General features: G+C 56.0%; 15 protein-coding genes. 11 read left to right on the top strand and 4 right to left on the bottom strand.

The genetic code is table 11. The features are described from left to right. The 3 genes from sdhA to sdhC form a co-directional block, all read right to left on the bottom strand. Positions 1-1815 (bottom strand): succinate dehydrogenase flavoprotein subunit, encoded by a 1815-nt coding sequence (sdhA, locus tag FrondiHNR_RS11435; RefSeq protein WP_279352902.1) that lies wholly within the window; start codon positions 1813-1815, stop codon positions 1-3. Between the two features lie 68 nt (positions 1816-1883). Then, entirely contained in the window at positions 1884-2327 is a 444-nt protein-coding gene (locus FrondiHNR_RS11430; RefSeq protein WP_279352901.1) for a succinate dehydrogenase hydrophobic membrane anchor subunit, read from the bottom strand. 18 nt (positions 2328-2345) lie between these two features. Next, on the bottom strand, positions 2346-2777 hold the full coding sequence (sdhC, locus tag FrondiHNR_RS11425; RefSeq protein WP_279352900.1) for a succinate dehydrogenase, cytochrome b556 subunit: 432 nt from the start codon (positions 2775-2777) through the stop codon (positions 2346-2348). A 313-nt stretch (positions 2778-3090) separates the two neighbouring features. On the opposite strand from sdhC, the gene FrondiHNR_RS11420 reads away from it, so the two are divergent. From FrondiHNR_RS11420 to FrondiHNR_RS11370, 11 genes are all read left to right on the top strand, one after another. Then, a complete protein-coding gene (locus FrondiHNR_RS11420) occupies positions 3091-4212 on the top strand; it encodes a mannose-1-phosphate guanylyltransferase (protein WP_279352899.1) in 1122 nt (373 codons plus the stop codon). Positions 4213-4287: 75 nt separating this feature from the next. After that, complete coding sequence (locus FrondiHNR_RS11415; RefSeq protein ID WP_279352898.1) at positions 4288-5373, top strand: BMP family ABC transporter substrate-binding protein; 1086 nt, start codon at positions 4288-4290, stop codon at positions 5371-5373. Positions 5374-5501: 128 nt separating this feature from the next. After that, entirely contained in the window at positions 5502-6590 is a 1089-nt protein-coding gene (locus FrondiHNR_RS11410) for a BMP family ABC transporter substrate-binding protein (RefSeq protein ID WP_347567102.1), read from the top strand. Between the two features lie 106 nt (positions 6591-6696). Further along, on the top strand, positions 6697-8214 hold the full coding sequence (locus FrondiHNR_RS11405) for an ABC transporter ATP-binding protein (protein ID WP_279352896.1): 1518 nt from the start codon (positions 6697-6699) through the stop codon (positions 8212-8214). 44 nt (positions 8215-8258) lie between these two features. Next, the gene (locus FrondiHNR_RS11400) at positions 8259-9530 is read left to right on the top strand and encodes an ABC transporter permease (RefSeq protein ID WP_279354549.1); all 1272 of its coding nucleotides are present in this window, start codon (positions 8259-8261) and stop codon (positions 9528-9530) included. Positions 9531-9663: 133 nt separating this feature from the next. Continuing rightward, positions 9664-10893 carry an ABC transporter permease gene (locus FrondiHNR_RS11395; protein WP_279354548.1) on the top strand — a complete coding sequence of 410 codons (1230 nt, stop codon included), beginning with the start codon at positions 9664-9666 and terminating at the stop codon, positions 10891-10893. 9 nt (positions 10894-10902) lie between these two features. Then, entirely contained in the window at positions 10903-11334 is a 432-nt protein-coding gene (locus FrondiHNR_RS11390) for a cytidine deaminase (RefSeq protein ID WP_279352895.1), read from the top strand. Beyond that, positions 11334-12626, top strand: a complete 1293-nt coding sequence (locus tag FrondiHNR_RS11385) for a thymidine phosphorylase (protein WP_279352894.1) — start codon at positions 11334-11336, stop codon at positions 12624-12626. The genes FrondiHNR_RS11390 and FrondiHNR_RS11385 overlap by 1 nt, the downstream gene beginning before the upstream one ends. 120 nt (positions 12627-12746) lie before the next feature. Beyond that, positions 12747-13550, top strand: a complete 804-nt coding sequence (locus tag FrondiHNR_RS11380) for a hypothetical protein (protein WP_279352893.1) — start codon at positions 12747-12749, stop codon at positions 13548-13550. Then, the gene (locus FrondiHNR_RS11375; protein ID WP_279352892.1) at positions 13550-14536 is read left to right on the top strand and encodes an AraC family transcriptional regulator; all 987 of its coding nucleotides are present in this window, start codon (positions 13550-13552) and stop codon (positions 14534-14536) included. Before FrondiHNR_RS11380 ends, FrondiHNR_RS11375 begins: the two co-directional genes overlap by 1 nt. A 125-nt stretch (positions 14537-14661) precedes the next feature. After that, a complete protein-coding gene (locus FrondiHNR_RS11370) occupies positions 14662-15777 on the top strand; it encodes an adenosine deaminase (protein ID WP_279352890.1) in 1116 nt (371 codons plus the stop codon). A 49-nt stretch (positions 15778-15826) separates the two neighbouring features. On the opposite strand, the gene FrondiHNR_RS11365 is transcribed toward FrondiHNR_RS11370, so the two are convergent. Beyond that, the gene (locus tag FrondiHNR_RS11365; protein ID WP_279352889.1) at positions 15827-16321 is read right to left on the bottom strand and encodes a hypothetical protein; all 495 of its coding nucleotides are present in this window, start codon (positions 16319-16321) and stop codon (positions 15827-15829) included. Positions 16322-16655: the final 334 nt, after the last annotated feature.

Here is a 16655-nt window from a genome sequence, read left to right as displayed (position 1 = left end):
TTAGTACTTTCTTTCCATCGGCTCGTAGCGGGTCTGAACCACGGGTTTCCAGTCCAGGCGGATGTGATCCTCCGGGTTGGGTGAGTGTGGATCCCCCGTGAGATAGGCCATGGTGTGTTTCATGTAGTTTTTATCGTCACGTTCAGGATAGTCGTCACGCATGTGTCCGCCGCGGCTTTCTTTACGGTTGCGGGCGGCAAAAACGAGTACTTCGGCCAGATCGAGCAGGAAGCCCAGTTCGATGGCCTCCAACAGATCGGTGTTGTAGCGCTGGCCCTTGTCCTGAACCGAAATGTTTTTGTAGCGCTGACGAAGGTCGTGGATCACGCCGAGCACCTCGCCCAGCGACTCGTCGGTGCGGAAAACCTGGGCTCCACGGTCCATAGACTCTTGGAGTTCGCGACGAATGTCTGCCAGACGCTCGGTTCCGGTACTGCTGCGCAGGCTTTCGACCAACTCACGGACCTCGCGGGCGGGATCTTCGGGAAGCGGCACAAATTCAGCGCCGTTTGCATAGTCAGCGGCCGCGTTTCCGGCGCGCTTTCCAAACACGTTAATGTCGAGGAGCGAGTTGGTTCCCAATCGGTTGGAGCCGTGAACGGAGACGCACGCGCACTCCCCGGCCGCGTAGAGGCCGGGGACAACCGTGGTGTTGTCGCGCAGTACCTCGGCGTGGATATTGGTGGGGATGCCCCCCATGGCGTAGTGGGCGGTGGGGAATACCGGCACGGGCTCAACAACCGGGTCCACTCCCAGGTAGGTGCGGGCAAACTCGGTGATGTCGGGGAGTTTTGTCTCAAGAACCTCGGCACCGAGGTGTGTGCAGTCCAGGTAGACGTAGTCTTTATTGGGGCCGGCACCACGGCCGTCAAGAACCTCCTGCACCATGCAGCGAGCAACGATGTCGCGAGGTGCGAGGTCTTTGATGGTGGGGGCGTAGCGCTCCATAAAACGCTCACCGGACGCGTTGCGGAGGATGGCTCCCTCACCGCGGGCTCCCTCCGTGAGAAGGATGCCCAGCCCGGCCAGGCCGGTGGGGTGGAATTGATAAAACTCCATGTCTTCGAGGGGTAGTCCCTTGCGCCAGACCACCCCGATTCCGTCACCGGTGAGAGTGTGGGCGTTGGAGGTTGTCTTAAAGATCTTTCCGAAGCCGCCGGTTGCATAGATGATTGACTTTGCCTGGAACACGTGCAGGGTTCCGGTTGCTAACTCATAGGCGATAACACCGGAGGGCTGTTGAACGCCATCAACCTCCGTCATCGCCATGTCGAGCACGTAGAACTCGTTGTAGAAGTTGATCCCCAGCTTCACACAGTTCTGAAATAGGGTTTGGAGGATCATGTGTCCGGTGCGATCGGCGGCGTAGCAGGCGCGGCGCACCGGGGCCTTACCGTGGTCGCGGGTGTGCCCGCCAAAACGGCGCTGGTCAATCTTGCCCTCGGGAGTCCTGTTAAAGGGAAGGCCCATATTTTCGAGGTCAATAACCGCGTCGATGGCCTCTTTTGCCAGGATTTCGGCCGCATCCTGGTCAACCAGATAGTCGCCACCCTTCACCGTGTCAAAGGTGTGCCACTCCCAGTTATCCTCCTCCACGTTGGCAAGTGCGGCCGCCATCCCTCCCTGGGCTGCGCCGGTGTGTGAGCGGGTGGGGTAGAGCTTGGTGATGACGGCGGTTTTTGCCTTGGGGCCGGCCTCTATGGCGGCGCGCATACCGGCACCACCCGCACCAACGATAACAACGTCGTATTGGTGGTAGTGGATGCCGTCTACGATCTTTACGTCATCTGCTTCAACATGTGGGGTGCTATTCACGAACAACTCTTTCGAAATTCTTAGCGGTGGTGCAGGGGGCCGATGGAACCCGCCCGCATGAGTGGAGGTTAGTCAACGGGGCAAAAGCTTGCAACCAGGTCTGATGGTGCACCCGCGGGGCAGGGATCAAACGTGAAGATCACGAGGGTTCCCAGGAGTATGAGCATCGCGGCCGAGAGGAAGAGTGCCCACTTCAAAACTTTATTGACGAGGGGTTTGGTGGCGTAGTCGTTGACCAGTGTGCGCATTCCATTGGCGCCGTGGATGAGGGCTAGCCAGAGCAGGGCGCAGTCCCACACCTGCCAGAACGGGTTAGCAAGCTTTCCCGCAACAAAGGCAAAGTCGATGGCGCTGACCCCGTCTCCCTGCCAGAGGTTCACAAAGAGGTGACCAAAGATAAGCACAATGAGGAGAACCCCGGAAATCCTCATGTAGAGCCAGGCCCATTTTTCCCAGTTAATACCCCGTCGTCTGGGTGCGGTAGGGACACGCGGTGATTGAATAGCGGTCATGCTGTGCTGCACCTCTCTCTAGTGACCAAAAACGTTCATGAGGTGGCGGGGGACAAAGGCTGCCATGGTGACAACCCACAGACCGATGACCACGTAGAACATGTACTTTTGATACTGGGTTCCCTTGCGCCAGTAATCGATCAGGATGATACGTAGGCCATTAAAGGCGTGGAAGACGATGGCCCCAACAAGCGCAACTTCACCCAGGCCCATGATGGGGGTCTTATAGACGCCGATTACCGCGTTGTAAGCCTCCGGACTCACGCGAATCAGAGCGGTGTCCAGAATATGCACCAGAAGAAAGAAGAAGATTGCCATACCGGTAATGCGGTGCAGTACCCAGGACCACATTCCTTCGGTACCTCGATAGAGCGTTCCGGCTGGTGCCTTACGCTTTTTTCTCTTTGCGGGATCGGTGTCCCCGGTTAGGGTTCCTGTCGAAGTTGACACGAACAACCCTCCTTGGCTGTTTAGTCGCGGTGTGTTTTAGGGTTTTACTCCGCGTCATACTGTGGATGTGTGCTACGCGTGTGAATAAGTTTACCTATTTTGCGGAGGCCGTGCTGGTTAGGATTCCCTAAAATTACCCTATTGATTCTTGTGTCAGGATGAAGGGCGTTTATGATCGTGACGATGTTGTTATACGGGCGAGTCCTTTTGGGAGAGGAAATGCCTGGTCGTCGCTCTCTGAGACGTTCTCCCGGGTGCAAAACTGCCGGGTAGGGAGCTTTTATTCAGTTGACTGCTGGATAGACTCGTGCTTATGGCTAATTCAACGCGAATAACCGAGCGTTTTTACAGCATCATTCCTGCGGGCGGTGTGGGGTCTCGTCTGTGGCCCCTTTCCCGTGCGAACGCTCCAAAGTTTTTGCTTGATCTCACGGGCTCCGGTCAGTCTCTTCTCCGTGACACCTGGGATCGTATGGAGTCTCTTACCAGTCCGGAGCGCATTATGGTTGTTACCGGTCGGAGCCACCGCAGTGCGGTGTGTGAACAGCTGCCGGGGATACCCGACGATAACATTGTGCTTGAGCCGGGACCCAAAGACTCGTCGGCGGCTATTGGTTTGGCTGCGGCTATTCTTGAACACCGTGAGCCCGGGGTCGTGGTCGGTTCGTTTGCGGCGGATCACGTTATTCGTGGGCCTCTGTTGTTTCAAAGGGCTGTTACCGAGGCCATAGAGCTGGCAGATACCGGACGAATAGTAACGATAGGTATTGCCCCCACCGAGGTCTCTACTGGGTTCGGTTATATTCGCAGGGGCAAACCTATTGAGACGCTCGGCGGGCGTGACAGCTACGAGGTGTTTTCCTTTGTCGAGAAACCGGATGCGCCAACCGCGAGGAAATACCTCGAGAGCGGTGAATACCTGTGGAACGCGGGAATGTTTATCTCACGCGCAGATGTTCTGCTTGACCAGATGGCGCAGTCCGAACCCGAATTGGTGGAGAGCCTGCGGGGTCTCGCTCGGGTATGGGATACGCCCAAAAGAGACAGGGCTATTGAGCGGGTATGGGAGGGTCTGCCCAAGGTTGCGATTGACTATACGGTTGCGGAACCGGCGGCTGCCCGGGGAATCATGGCCTGCGTAGCCGCCCACTTTGAGTGGGATGACGTGGGTGATTTTGCCAATGTGGCAAAACTATTGAGCCGGGGTCGGCCAAACGATCTGGCGGTCTTAGGGAAGAACGCTCGCATCCTGTCTGACGCTTCTAACGGTATTGTTGTTGCTGAATCGGGGCGTTTGATATCGCTGATTGGGATGGAGAACATCGTTGTTGTTGATACCCCGGACGTGCTGCTCGTAACGACCAAAGAAAACGCGCAGAAGGTCAAGTCGGTTGTTGATCTTGTGAAACGCTCCGGAGAGAGTACGGTTTTATAAATAACGTAGCTGGGCGGATAACCGTGCGGTACGGGTAATAATTCGCGCAGGGTGGCTAAGAGGAGTAGTAACACCATGTATGTTTTGACCAGGGTCGCTGCTGTTATAGGCGTCGTCACGATAACAATTGTCATGAGCGCTTGCCAACAGGCCCCCACCCCCCAGGACACCGTGGAGGAGCCTCAGGTCACCTCCTCGTACTGTGCCCGAATGGTCACAAACTCGGGCGGTCTGGAGGATCGCTCTTTTAATCAGTCAACGTGGGAGGGCCTCAAACAGATTCGTGAGGACCAGGGAATCGATACCCAGGCGATTGTTTCGACAAGCGAGACCGATCTGGCTCCCAACGTGGTGCAGGCTGTCGAGTCGGGTTGTGATTTGGTTGTCACGGTGGGATGGGATCTGGCGGAGGCTACTAAGGAGCAGGCCCTGTCCAACCCCGATACTCACTTTGTCATTGTTGATGAGCAGGTAGAGGCGGAGAACGTTAAATCCATGGTTTTTAACACTGCTGAAGCTGCTTACCTGGCTGGTTATCTGGCGGCGGGTGCTTCTCGTTCGGGTGTTGTAGGAACGTTTGGCGGGGGCCAGCAACCGCCCGTCACACTTTTTATGGACGGGTTTGTTGATGGAGTGGGTGCCTATAACGAGGCGCACGGAACTCAGGTTCAGGCCTTGGGTTGGGACAAGGACACACAGATAGGTGTCTTTACCGGTGACTTTGAGGATGTGGCCAAGGGTAAGACCACGGCGCAGACCCTCATTGATGCGGGTGCAGACGTGATTATGCCGGTTGCCGCTCAGGTGGGCGAGGGGGCGGCCGCCGCCGCGCTCGACGAAAATAAGCTTATTATCTGGGTGGACAATGACGGGTATGAGACGCTGTCGTCGGAGTTTCGCTCGATAGTGCTCACGAGCGTGCTGAAAAACGCGGGAAGCGCTATCCAGGAAATCGTGACGGACGACCTGGAGGGCACATTCGCGAATGAGTCCTTTGTGGGAACGTTGGCAAACGGGGGTGTTGACATTGCCCCGTTCCATGAGCAGCAGAGTGCTGTTTCAGCGGAGCTTGAAGCGGAGATAGAGAACCTGCGTCAAAAGATTATTTCGGGAGAGATCGTTGTTGAGTCCCAGAGCGCGCCCGCGAACGTCACGAAATGAAAACCATTCCCGTTTTGTAACCGTTTGATTGCAGGGTGGCAAAATTAGCTGTTTTTCCCCGTGATAATGGGTAACGTGAAAGGATTACTAAGGTTCGCGCTCACACAATGCGGATCATATCTTGGAGGATGAAAGTGAAGATAATATCGCGTAAGACTGCGTTCAGCGCTCTTGCATCGGTGGGTGTTGTTGCCCTGCTCTCGGCCTGTGGCACTGCCCCAGACAAAAATGGCGGGGGATCGGCCGCATCAAATGATTTTATGCCCTGCATGGTGTCGGACGAGGGCGGCTTTGATGACAACTCGTTTAATCAGCTCAGCTTTGAAGGTCTTCAGGCCGCGACTGAGCAGTTGGGCGTGAAGTCACGCGAGGTGGAGTCAAATGCCGAGACCGATTACCCCAGCAACCTCAACAGCATGGTAGATGCCGGTTGCGAAATTATCGTGAGTGTCGGTTTTAAAATTGCGGAGGCCACGGCGGAGGCAGCCCAGGCCAACCCTGATGTCAACTTTGCGATTGTTGATGTTGACGACATGGGTATCGACAATGTGCAGTCGATTATCTTTGACACCGTTGGTGCGGCATTCCTCGCGGGATACGTTGCCGCCGACACCACCACGACCGGCGTTGTGGGAACGTTTGGTGGGGCTCAGATCCCCTCTGTAACGATCTTCATGGACGGCTTTGTGCAGGGGGTTGAGTACTACAACCAGCAGAAGGGCACCAACGTGAGTGTTCTGGGTTGGGACTACAAGACGCAAACGGGCAGCTTTACCGGCGGGTTTGAGGCTAACCAGACCGCAAAGTCTGCGGCAACGGCGCTGATCGATCAGAACGCCGATATTATTATGCCGGTTGGTGGACCAATCTTTAGGAGCGCCGCGGCGGCTATCACCGATTCGGGTAAAGATGTTGCGATCATCGGTGTTGATGCCGACCTGTTCGAGAGCGCTCCGGAGTTTCAGTCAATGTATCTCACCTCCGTTCTTAAGGGACTCGCAGAGGGTGTTGAGGCGAGCGTCTTGGCAGCGGCCAAGGGTAACTTCAATAACACACCTTTTGTTGGAACGCTTGAAAACGGTGGTGTGGGAATCGCCCCCTTCCATGAGTGGGAGTCGCGGGTCTCTGCCACGCTTGCAGATGAACTGGAAACGGTGAAGGCCGGGTTGATCGATGGCTCCATCACAGCTACCTCGGATGCATCACCCAAGCAGTAATTAAGTTAAGATAGTGCTTTGTGCGTATGGGGAGAGGCAGCTTGTGAGCAGTCCTCCCCATACGATCTGACTTATCCCCCACCCGAGTGAACCGGATAGATTTATTATGAAGCTTGAGTTGCGCGGTATTACAAAGCGTTTTGGTCAATTGGTTGCAAACAACCACATTGACCTTGTTGTGCAGCCGGGAGAAATTCACGCCCTTCTCGGTGAGAACGGTGCCGGTAAGTCCACCCTGATGAACGTTTTATACGGTCTGTATCAGGCCGATGAGGGTGAGATTCTTCTGGATGATGCGGTTCAGAAGTTTAGCGGTCCAGGTGATGCGATGAAAGCCGGAATTGGCATGGTGCACCAACACTTTATGCTTATCCCGGTGTTTACGGTTGCGGAGAACGTGGCTTTGGGGCACGAGACCACCAAGCTGGGAGGAAAACTTGACCTGGATACAGCGCGCAAGCGGGTGCGGGAGATCTCCGAGAGGTTTGGTTTCGACGTAGACCCGGATGCCCTGATTGAGGACCTTCCCGTTGGTGTACAGCAGCGGGTAGAGATTATTAAGGCGCTGTCGCAGGACGCAAAGGTTTTGGTTTTTGATGAGCCCACGGCGGTGCTCACCCCGCAGGAAACAGACGAGCTGATGGCTGTGATGAAACAGCTGCGCGAAGAGGGCACCGCCATTGTCTTTATCACGCACAAGCTACGAGAGGTGCGTGAGGTGGCGGACCGCATCACGGTCATCCGTTTGGGTACCGTTGTCGGCGAGGCCGAACCCACCGCGAGTAATCAGGAGCTGGCCTCTCTCATGGTGGGGCGCGCCGTTGAGCTCACGGTTCAGAAAGAAAAAGCTACGCCTGGGGAGCCGGCCCTGTCCTTCACAGGAGTTACGGTGGTTGATCCCCGCGGACACACGGTGGTGAACAACCTCTCGTGCGAGGTTCGAGCCGGGGAGATTTTGGCTATTGCCGGGGTACAGGGCAACGGCCAGACCGAGCTCACCGAGGCGATTATGGGGTTGCAACCGCAGGTGCTGGGGTCGATCACTCTCGACGGAAAAGAGTTGATCGGACGCTCCGTGCGGCAGGTTCTTAACAGCGGTGTGGGTTTTGTCCCGGAAGATCGTAACCAAGACGGCTTGGTCGCGGAGTTTACAATCGCCGAAAATCTGATGCTCGACCGAGCGGATCAACTACCCTTTGTCAAGGGGGTCAACCTACAGCTCAAGTATCTCAACGATTTTGCCGAGGAAAAGCTCCGGGAATACGATATCCGGGCTCAGGGGATTGGCACGCACGTGGGGCGGCTCTCGGGGGGGAACCAGCAGAAGGTGGTTTTGGCCCGCGAGATCAGCAAGGAGCTGCGCTTGCTTGTGGTGGCCCAGCCCACGCGCGGCCTGGACGTGGGGTCGATCGAGTTTGTGCACAAGCGAATTGTTGAAACGCGCGACCTGGGGATTCCCGTGATCGTTGTGTCGACGGAGCTCGACGAGGTTGCCGCTCTGGCCGATAGAATCGCCGTGATGTACAGGGGGGAAATTGTTGGAATCGTTCCGGGGGATACCCCGCGAGATGTGCTGGGTCTCATGATGGCCGGCGAGAAACCCGAGGGGATTGAGGCGGCGTGACCGATAAGAATGCGGGGCAGGCACCGCCCCAGGGTAAAGACAACGTGCCGGGTCAAGGCGATACGCAGGGCCAGAATGGCGCGCAAGATACCGAAAAGCTGCCCTCGCGCTGGAACATAGCGCTGCGGCAAATTGTGAGTGGCAACGCCATGATCTCCGTATTTGCGGTTCTCTTCTCGATTGTGGTGGGTGGGATACTCATCGCGCTCACCGATGAGTCGGTTCAGGAATCTGCCGGCTACTTCTTTGCCCGGCCCGGAGACACCTTTGCGGCTATCTGGAACTCAGTGTCGGGAGCCTACAGCACGCTTTTTCAGGGGTCCGTGTATAACTTCCGCAGGGACACGTTTGAGGCGGGAATTAAACCCCTCACCGACACCCTGCTTTTTGCAACACCCCTGATTGTTGCTGGATTGGGTGTTGGCCTCACCTTCCGGGTGGGTATGTTCAACATCGGTGGGCGCGGGCAGATCTTGATTGCCGCGGCAGCCGCGGGCTGGGTGAGTTTTTCCTTCGAGTTGCCCATGTTCATTCACCTTCCCCTGGCCGTTCTTGCCGGTCTGGTTGGCGGGGCTCTGTGGGCCGGTATCGCGGGTGTTTTAAAAGCTCGAACCGGTGCACACGAGGTCATCCTGACCATCATGCTCAACTACGTGGCTTTCTATCTCATTTCGTGGATGCTGAGAACCCCCAACCTGCTTCAGGCTCCGGGAAGTAACAACCCCAAGACCCCTCCCATGTCGGAGACCGCCATTTTCCCACCGCTCTTTGGCACGCAGTATTCGCTGCACTGGGGCTTTGTGCTGGCGGTTCTGGCAACTATTCTGGTGTGGTGGTTGTTCAGCCGCTCAAACCTGGGTTTCCAATTTCGTGCAGTGGGCGAAAACCCGAGTGCCGCACGGGTTGCCGGTATTAACGTGAAGATGATGTACGTGTATGCCATGCTCATCTCGGGTGGCCTGGTGGGGCTCGCCGGCGTCTCGCAGGTGCTCGGCACGGTGAAAACCGGTTTTGGTTCGGGAATTGACGCGGGAATCGGTTTTGATGCCATCACGGTTGCTCTTCTGGGGCGTTCGCGGCCCTGGGGAATTTTTGCCGCGGGAATCCTCTTTGGCGCCTTTAAAGCGGGTGGGTTTTCGATGCAGGCCTCCGAGGGGGTTCCCATCGATATCGTGCTTGTGGTTCAGTCTATGATCGTTCTCTTTATTGCGGCTCCGCCGCTTGTGCGCGCGATATTCCGTCTACCAGATCCGGCCAAGACACTCGCCCTAGCGCAGGCCGTCTCAGCTAAAAACATCAAGCAGGAGGCGGTATAAAGTGTCTTCCAAAATCCCTCACACGACAGATAATTCGGCTCCAGAAGAGGGGCTGCCCCACGTAGGCACGGAGGGTCTGGTGGAGTCCCACCCGACTATCCCCTCGTACGAGGCCACAACGCCCACCGTGGTGATGCGCAGAAGCTGGAAGCTCCCCGTAATTTTTGCTCTATTTTCGGCTCTGGCGCTGATCCTTTTTGTGTTTCTCGCGCGCGACGGTGTGAGTACCGTGAGCACCGCCACCGCGGAAGACGTGTTTCAGATCCCTCCGATAGAGTTCCCCGTTCGGGCAACGGGGATTGTGGTGGTGGTGATTCTCTGGCTACTCACCGCTCTCAGCGCCTACTATGTGAGCCGTTTGCGTAAGATGCCCCTCTATTGGAGCGTCCTCTTTGCGTTTATCTTTATGTTGGGGTTGCTTACGTGGGCATCGGCGGGAGCCACGCTCCCGCTCACCGGCCTTCTCACCGGAACCGTAGCGCTGAGCGCGCCCCTGATCTTTGGCGCGCTAGGTGGTGTGATCTCAGAGCGTGTTGGTGTTGTCAATATCGCGATTGAGGGTCAGCTTCTGGCGGGAGCTTTCATGTCTGCGGTGGTTGCCAGCATCACGGGCAACCAGTATGCCGGGCTTTTTGCCGCCATGGTTGCGGGCACACTGGTGTCGTTTGTACTTGCGGCCTTCTCTATCAAATACCTGGTCGATCAGGTCATCGTGGGTGTTGTGGTTAACGTGCTGGTCTTGGGGCTGACGAACTTCCTGTTTTCTCAAGTGCTTACCGCTAACCCAGAGGTTCTCAACTCACCGGAGCGTTTTGCTCGTGTCCCCATCCCGCTTCTGAGCGATATCCCGATTATCGGACCGGTTCTTTTCCGCCAGACCGTGATCATCTACATTATGTACGTGGTTGTGGGACTGGTGTACTACGGGCTCTTCCACACCAAGTGGGGCTTGCGGGTGCGGGCTGTGGGCGAACATCCCCAAGCGGCCGATACGGTTGGTATCAGGGTGAATGTGTGGCGTTTTTGGAACGTGAGCCTGGCGGGCGCAATCGCGGGTCTCGGTGGTGCCTTCTTTACCCTGGGTTCGGTGGGGGCTTTCCAGAAAGAGATGACCGCGGGGCTCGGTTTTATCGCCCTGGCGGCCGTGATTTTTGGCCGTTGGAATCCTATTCGTGCCACCCTGGCGGCGCTGCTCTTTGGATTTGCCTCGAATCTGCAAAACGTTTTGGGTGTTATCGGTTCCCCGATCCCGAGCGAGTTTATGCTCATGCTGCCCTACGTGGTCACGATCTTTGCCGTAGCCGGTTTGGTGGGTCAGGTGAGGGGCCCCGCGGCAGCCGGTAAACCGTATGTTAAGTCGTAGGAGCCTTGCATGACTATGCCTTCTGTAAAAGACTTTGATTGGGAAACGCTGCGTGCTGCCGCCACCGTTGCGATGAAGCGTGCCTACGTTCCCTACTCGAACTTTCCTGTTGGCGCCGCCGCAATAACCGAAAGCGGTCGCATAGTGTCGGGATGCAACGTCGAGAACGCCAGCTACGGTTTGAGCCTGTGTGCAGAGTGTGCGTTGGTATCGGCGCTTGTGATGACGGGTGGAGGCAAGCTGGTAGCCTTTGCCTGTGTTGACGGTAATGGCGGCCCGTTGATGCCCTGTGGGCGCTGTCGGCAGCTGCTTTTTGAGCACTCTGCCGAGGGGATGATTCTCGACACCGTCAGCGGGTTTCGCACCATCGATGAGGTGCTTCCCGACGCTTTTGGTCCCAGGACGCTTGAAGAATTTAATTCAAATCGAAAGGGTGCGTGATGAGCATCGAGCAGTTTGATGTTGTAGATCTGATTCACACAAAACGTGACGGCGGTGAGTTAGAGACCAACGAAATCAACTGGCTTGTTGACGCTTATACCCGCGGCTATGTTGTTCCGGAGCAGATGGCGGCACTCAGTATGGCGATCTTCCTTAACGGTATGGGGCGACGCGAGATTAAAGACCTCACCCTGGCGATGATTGCCAGCGGAGAGACCATGAACTTCTCTGGGCTGGGCAAGGTGACGGTGGATAAACACTCCACGGGCGGGGTCGGAGACAAGATCACGCTTCCGCTGATGCCTCTGGTGGCTGCTTTTGGGGTTGCGGTTCCGCAGCTTTCGGGAAGAGGGCTCGGCCACACCGGCGGAACCCTCGATAAGCTTGAGAGCATTCCGGGCTGGCGTGCGGAACTCACTAACAGCCAGATGTTTGCGCAATTGCGTGATATCGGCGGGGTGATCTGTGCTGCGGGTGCTGGGCTGGCCCCCGCTGATAAAAAACTTTATGCTCTCCGTGATATCACGGGAACCGTCGAGGCGATTCCCCTGATCGCTTCTTCGATCATGAGTAAGAAGATTGCGGAGGGTACGGACTCCCTGGTTCTCGACGTCAAGTTTGGGTCGGGGGCTTTTATGAAAGATATTGATCGATCTCGTGAGCTTGCCCAGACGATGGTTCGATTGGGCACGGATGCCGGGGTAAACACGAGCGCTCTCCTCACCGATATGAACGTGCCTCTCGGGCTTGCGATCGGTAACGCCAACGAGGTTCGCGAGTCGGTTGAGGTTTTGAGTGGTGGAGGCCCCGTCGACGTTGTAGAACTCACGGTGGCGCTTGCCCGGGAGATGCTGACGCTTGCCGGGCAACCGGATGCTGACGTCGAGGCGGCTCTGAACGACGGGCGAGCCATGGACGTGTGGCGTCGCAGTATTATTGCTCAGGGCGGAGATCCCGATGCGGAGCTCCCCGTGTCGCGGGAAACACACACCGTGCGCGCAGAAACCACGGGTTTTGTGACCGATATTAAGGCGCTTCCCTTTGGGATCGGGGCTTGGCGTTTGGGTGCGGGTCGCGCGCGGCCCGATGACGTGGTGCAGCATGCCGCCGGGATCGATTTACACGTGCGACCCGGTGACTACGTGTCCGTGGGTCAGGCCCTATTTACCCTGTCGGCTGATGAACCGGCACGTTTTGAGAGGGCACTTGAATCGGTTGAGGGTGCCCTCTCGATAGGTTTGGAAGCCCCCGCGGTTCGTCCACTTATCGCCGAGAAAATCATTGCCGAGTAAAATGTGTATTCAAGCGTGTGTCCCGTGAGAAGGGTTTAGCACACTCAACCTGTGTCTGGCGGCCCGAGAGGGGTGCTGGGCGTCCCCCGCCCCTCGTAACACGATGTGAGGAACTACCTCATGACAACGGACTTCTGGAGTATTGATCCTGGTCAAGATAACACTGTTGTGCGCGATTCCTTTGTGGGAAGCGAGGGGTTGGCTCGTTTAAATGGGATTTCCGTTATCGATCCCGTGCGACCCTCCGATTTTTATTTAGAGCAGCTTTCCGTCCGGCTGGGGCACTACACGCTGCGGCGCGTTGATATGAGACCGATGACAATTTTGCGGTCAAAGGTGGATAACTCCTCCGAGCAGCTTCGACTTGTTTTTCTTCTCAAGGGCTCTATAACCGTCACCCAGGCCGGTCGTGAGATTGTGTTGCAGAGGGGAGATGGTGCGGTAGCGGTCGGGTGGCAATCGTATCGGGCGGAGGTTCACGAGGACTCGAGCGCTATTTTTACTACCGTCGATAGGGAGATGTTGGAGTCCCGCGCTATTATCTTTCCGCACGCTGTGCGAAAGCTCTCAACGGGGTCGGCCTTACCTGTGGCGGCCGCGGCCTTTTTGGCTGAGTTTTTTGAGCCGCGATTTTACCCTCGCTCGCCGAGGGATCTGGGGCGGATAGTCCAGGTTATTGATACTTTCTTTATGCAGTTACACCTTTCGTATATCGAAACCTTTCGAACCTCGGATGATCGAAAGAGCGAGCAGCGGGAATCGGTTCTGGCATATATTCGCGAACATGCGCATGAAGCATCCCTGACGGTTGCACGTGTGGCGGAGCACCACGGTCGATCTGTGCGCTCGCTTCAGCGTCTCTTCTACGGCACGGACATCACTCTTCGTGATGAGATCGCGAGTGCAACGGAGAAGGAAATTTAATGTTGTTTCATCGTCATTTAGCGCGGTCGCAGCAGGGTGACAACTCTCTTTCGATCAGACATCTTGCCGGGCCGGAGGGTGCCAGGATGTTGGAGGCCGGGACCCAGGTAATTGTGGGGGATCACGAGTCATTTGAGTTGATCTCGAAGAGCGCGCAGGTGGGGGTTTATAGCATCCGTAAGTTCACGGCGACCCCTTTTAACTACTTTCACAGTCCCGATGATGTGAGCGAGTTTCGGATTCGCTACAATTTTGTTCTGGAGGGGACGGTTGCGTATCGGCAGAGGGGCCGTATAACGCGCGTAACGGCGGGCGAAACTGTTGTGGTGTGCGAGCGGGAACCCTACGCGATGCTGTTTTCGGAGCGTACCCGGATGCTCACGGTAGCGTGCCCGGAAACCGCACCCTTCTTTGAAACGGTTTTGCCGGGTGGGGATGCTGAGCGGCAGGGGAGAAGCTTGTCTAGTACCCGAATACGTCGCCTTCCTGCCTCCTCGTTGACGGCCACGGCTTCTCGGGCTTTTTTCCAGGCGCTTCTGAGGCCTCAGGTTTTTCCTCTTTTACCTGTAGAACAGGTTCGGGTGACCCGAGCCATTGACGCGACCCTTTTTGCTCTGCTTGCGGAGGCGGGAGGGCTGAACGGGGGAGATTCTACTCCTAGCGCGGAGGAGAGGTCGATTATTCGCGCTTTCATCGCCTCAAATTTTTCTATTCCGGGGCTTTCTACCTCGGAGGTCGCGGCGCACTATGGAATGTCTGTGAGGTCTCTGCAGCGTCTCTTTTCGGGAAGCGGGGAGAGCGTTTCGGGGATGATTCAGCATCGACGTTTGGAGCACGCGGTCGCAATGCTCCACGACGAGAGGTGCGATGAGCTGAGCGTTGAGGAGGTGGCGCAGAGGTCGGGCTTTACAAGCGCGGATCAACTGCGCCGCGTGATGGCTCGTGAGATGAACGCCACCCCGTCGGGTACAAGAGCAAATCGGTAGAGGGTACACAGCTTGTTTGCATTTTGATTCATTTTTTCGTGACTGTGTCGGAGCAAAGCGATAAGTTTATGGGTGTGGTACTTGCATAAAGTCACGTCTGCCGCTTCACCTCTAGGAGGATCATAATGCCCACCACTCACACCCTGCACGATGGCACAGTCATTGAGAACCTTCCGAAGGTTTCGCTGCATGATCATCTGGATGGAGGCTTGCGGGCGCAGACGATTGTAGAAATTGCCTCCGAGATAGGTTACGCCCTACCGGCGAATGATGCGCATAGTCTAGATGAGTGGTTTCGGGCGAGCGCCGACTCCGACTCTCTCGTTGACTACCTGAAGACGTTTGAGGTAACGGGTGCCGTCATGCAAACCGCCGAGAATCTCACCCGGGTGGCTCGCGAGTTTGTTGTGGATTTGGCTGCTGACGGGGTGATCTACGCGGAGGTGCGTTGGGCCCCCGAGCAGCATCTCAGGGGCGGGCTCACTCTTGATGGGGCGGTGGAAGCCGTTCAGGCGGGTTTTGAGGCGGGTATCGTCGAGGCTAGCGAAGGTGGTCGAGAGATTGGCGTGGGACAGCTCATCACCGCCATGCGCCAGAACCAGCGCAGCCTGGAGATCGCGGAGCTTGCCGTGCGTCATAGGAACAGCGGGGTTGTGGGCTTTGATATTGCCGGGCCGGAGGATGGGTTCCTTCCTGAAGAGCATGCGGAAGCCTTCCGCTACCTTGCCGAAAATTTTTTCCCCACCACCGTTCATGCGGGTGAAGCCGCGGGACTTGACTCAATCCGGGGAGCCCTTCACGATGGTTATGCGCTGCGTCTGGGGCACGGTGTGCGCCTGGCAGAGGACATCGAGATCACATCGCAGGATGAGGCAAACACCTACGTTGTCGTGGGGCAGATGGCTCAATGGGTGAAAGACAGGGGGATTGCCCTAGAGCTTGCCCCGACCTCCAACCTTCAAACCGGTGCTATTAAGGAGTGGGGAGACGATATTGAGGATCACCCTTTTGACCTTCTCTACCAGCTAGGTTTTAACGTCACCGTTAACCCCGATAATCGCCTGATGAGCGGCACCACTATCAGCCGTGAGATTGCTATTCTGGCAGACGCTTTTTCGTACGATCTTGAAGATGTTGAGCAGTTCCAGCTTAATGCTGCCTCCGCAACGTTCCTCCCCCTGGAGGATCGCGTGGAATTAGCACGTGCAATTGAAGAGGGATTTCGCGCTGTGTGGGGTTAGCTTGTGCTTGGGTGGGTGCGCAAAGTGCGGCACCCACCCAAAGTGCAGATTACGCTTTGGGGTTATTGCTCCATGAGCCAATGCCCGTAAAAGCCCCCACGCCATAGAGAGTGTCGATGCTTCCAAAGGTTCCCAGTAGCTCCTCACCATACCCGTAGTCTCCGTAAAAGTAGACATTTGTCATGGTGGCTGTAGTGACCAGCCTGAAAGAGGTGCCGTATTGGGCTATGCAGTCAAGGTCGCAGGCAAGGCTTTCTATATCGAACCCTCCTTTTATGTGTCCCCCGCCAACTCCGGCACCGAGAAATGTTCCCGAAAAATTTATACCACCGGGTCCGCTAATTGTGAGTGAGAGGTCTCCGGCAACAATAAACATGTCAATTGTGGCTTCCGCATCGAAAAAATTCGACGACGGTGATGGGGTCGTTGGTTCTGAGACTGTGGAAAATTCTGGTGTTACACTTGCTGCTAATGTCGGCGTTGCAGAAGCTGTGCTCAAGATAAATGCAATTCCTGCTACTGTCGCCCATAGTTTTTTGTTCATTTCGGCTCCTTAAGTTTATTACTTAAAGTGATAATGCTGAACCGCGTTAATGCGACCGTGGGGGATAATTTATTTCCAGGAAAAAATTAACATAAATCAAACATTCGTTAATTTAATATTTATTTAAACTAAGTATTGATTTTTATTAAAGATTGCATATTAAAGAAAATATGTCAAGTGTGACGGAGTTATTTCAAGCTTTAAGTCGGTGCCGTCAAGAGGTGCGGAGAGCCCGTTGTTTTTAAGATGAGCAACGTTTGACCCTTGCCAAGCGTGAAGTGCTGCTGTACATTGAGGTCAATCGAAATCAACAGGGTGTTCAGTACAGGTAAAC

This window comes from Lysinibacter sp. HNR (assembly GCF_029760935.1).
Classification (GTDB): Bacteria; Actinomycetota; Actinomycetes; order Actinomycetales; family Microbacteriaceae; genus HNR.
This window is presented reverse-complemented; position numbering and strand designations above follow the sequence as displayed.

What these genes read in the sequence shown, in the direction of transcription:
- FrondiHNR_RS11430 (WP_279352901.1), bottom strand. Translation starts at nt 2,327, where the DNA reads ATGACCGCTATTCAATCACCGCGTGTCCCTACCGCACCCAGACGACGG.
- FrondiHNR_RS11420 (WP_279352899.1), top strand. Translation starts at nt 3,091, where the DNA reads ATGGCTAATTCAACGCGAATAACCGAGCGTTTTTACAGCATCATTCCT.
- FrondiHNR_RS11415 (WP_279352898.1), top strand. Translation starts at nt 4,288, where the DNA reads ATGTATGTTTTGACCAGGGTCGCTGCTGTTATAGGCGTCGTCACGATA.
- FrondiHNR_RS11410 (WP_347567102.1), top strand. Translation starts at nt 5,502, where the DNA reads ATGAAAGTGAAGATAATATCGCGTAAGACTGCGTTCAGCGCTCTTGCA.
- FrondiHNR_RS11405 (WP_279352896.1), top strand. Translation starts at nt 6,697, where the DNA reads ATGAAGCTTGAGTTGCGCGGTATTACAAAGCGTTTTGGTCAATTGGTT.
- FrondiHNR_RS11395 (WP_279354548.1), top strand. Translation starts at nt 9,664, where the DNA reads ATGCGCAGAAGCTGGAAGCTCCCCGTAATTTTTGCTCTATTTTCGGCT.
- FrondiHNR_RS11390 (WP_279352895.1), top strand. Translation starts at nt 10,903, where the DNA reads ATGACTATGCCTTCTGTAAAAGACTTTGATTGGGAAACGCTGCGTGCT.
- FrondiHNR_RS11385 (WP_279352894.1), top strand. Translation starts at nt 11,334, where the DNA reads ATGAGCATCGAGCAGTTTGATGTTGTAGATCTGATTCACACAAAACGT.
- FrondiHNR_RS11380 (WP_279352893.1), top strand. Translation starts at nt 12,747, where the DNA reads ATGACAACGGACTTCTGGAGTATTGATCCTGGTCAAGATAACACTGTT.
- FrondiHNR_RS11375 (WP_279352892.1), top strand. Translation starts at nt 13,550, where the DNA reads ATGTTGTTTCATCGTCATTTAGCGCGGTCGCAGCAGGGTGACAACTCT.
- FrondiHNR_RS11370 (WP_279352890.1), top strand. Translation starts at nt 14,662, where the DNA reads ATGCCCACCACTCACACCCTGCACGATGGCACAGTCATTGAGAACCTT.
- FrondiHNR_RS11365 (WP_279352889.1), bottom strand. Translation starts at nt 16,321, where the DNA reads ATGAACAAAAAACTATGGGCGACAGTAGCAGGAATTGCATTTATCTTG.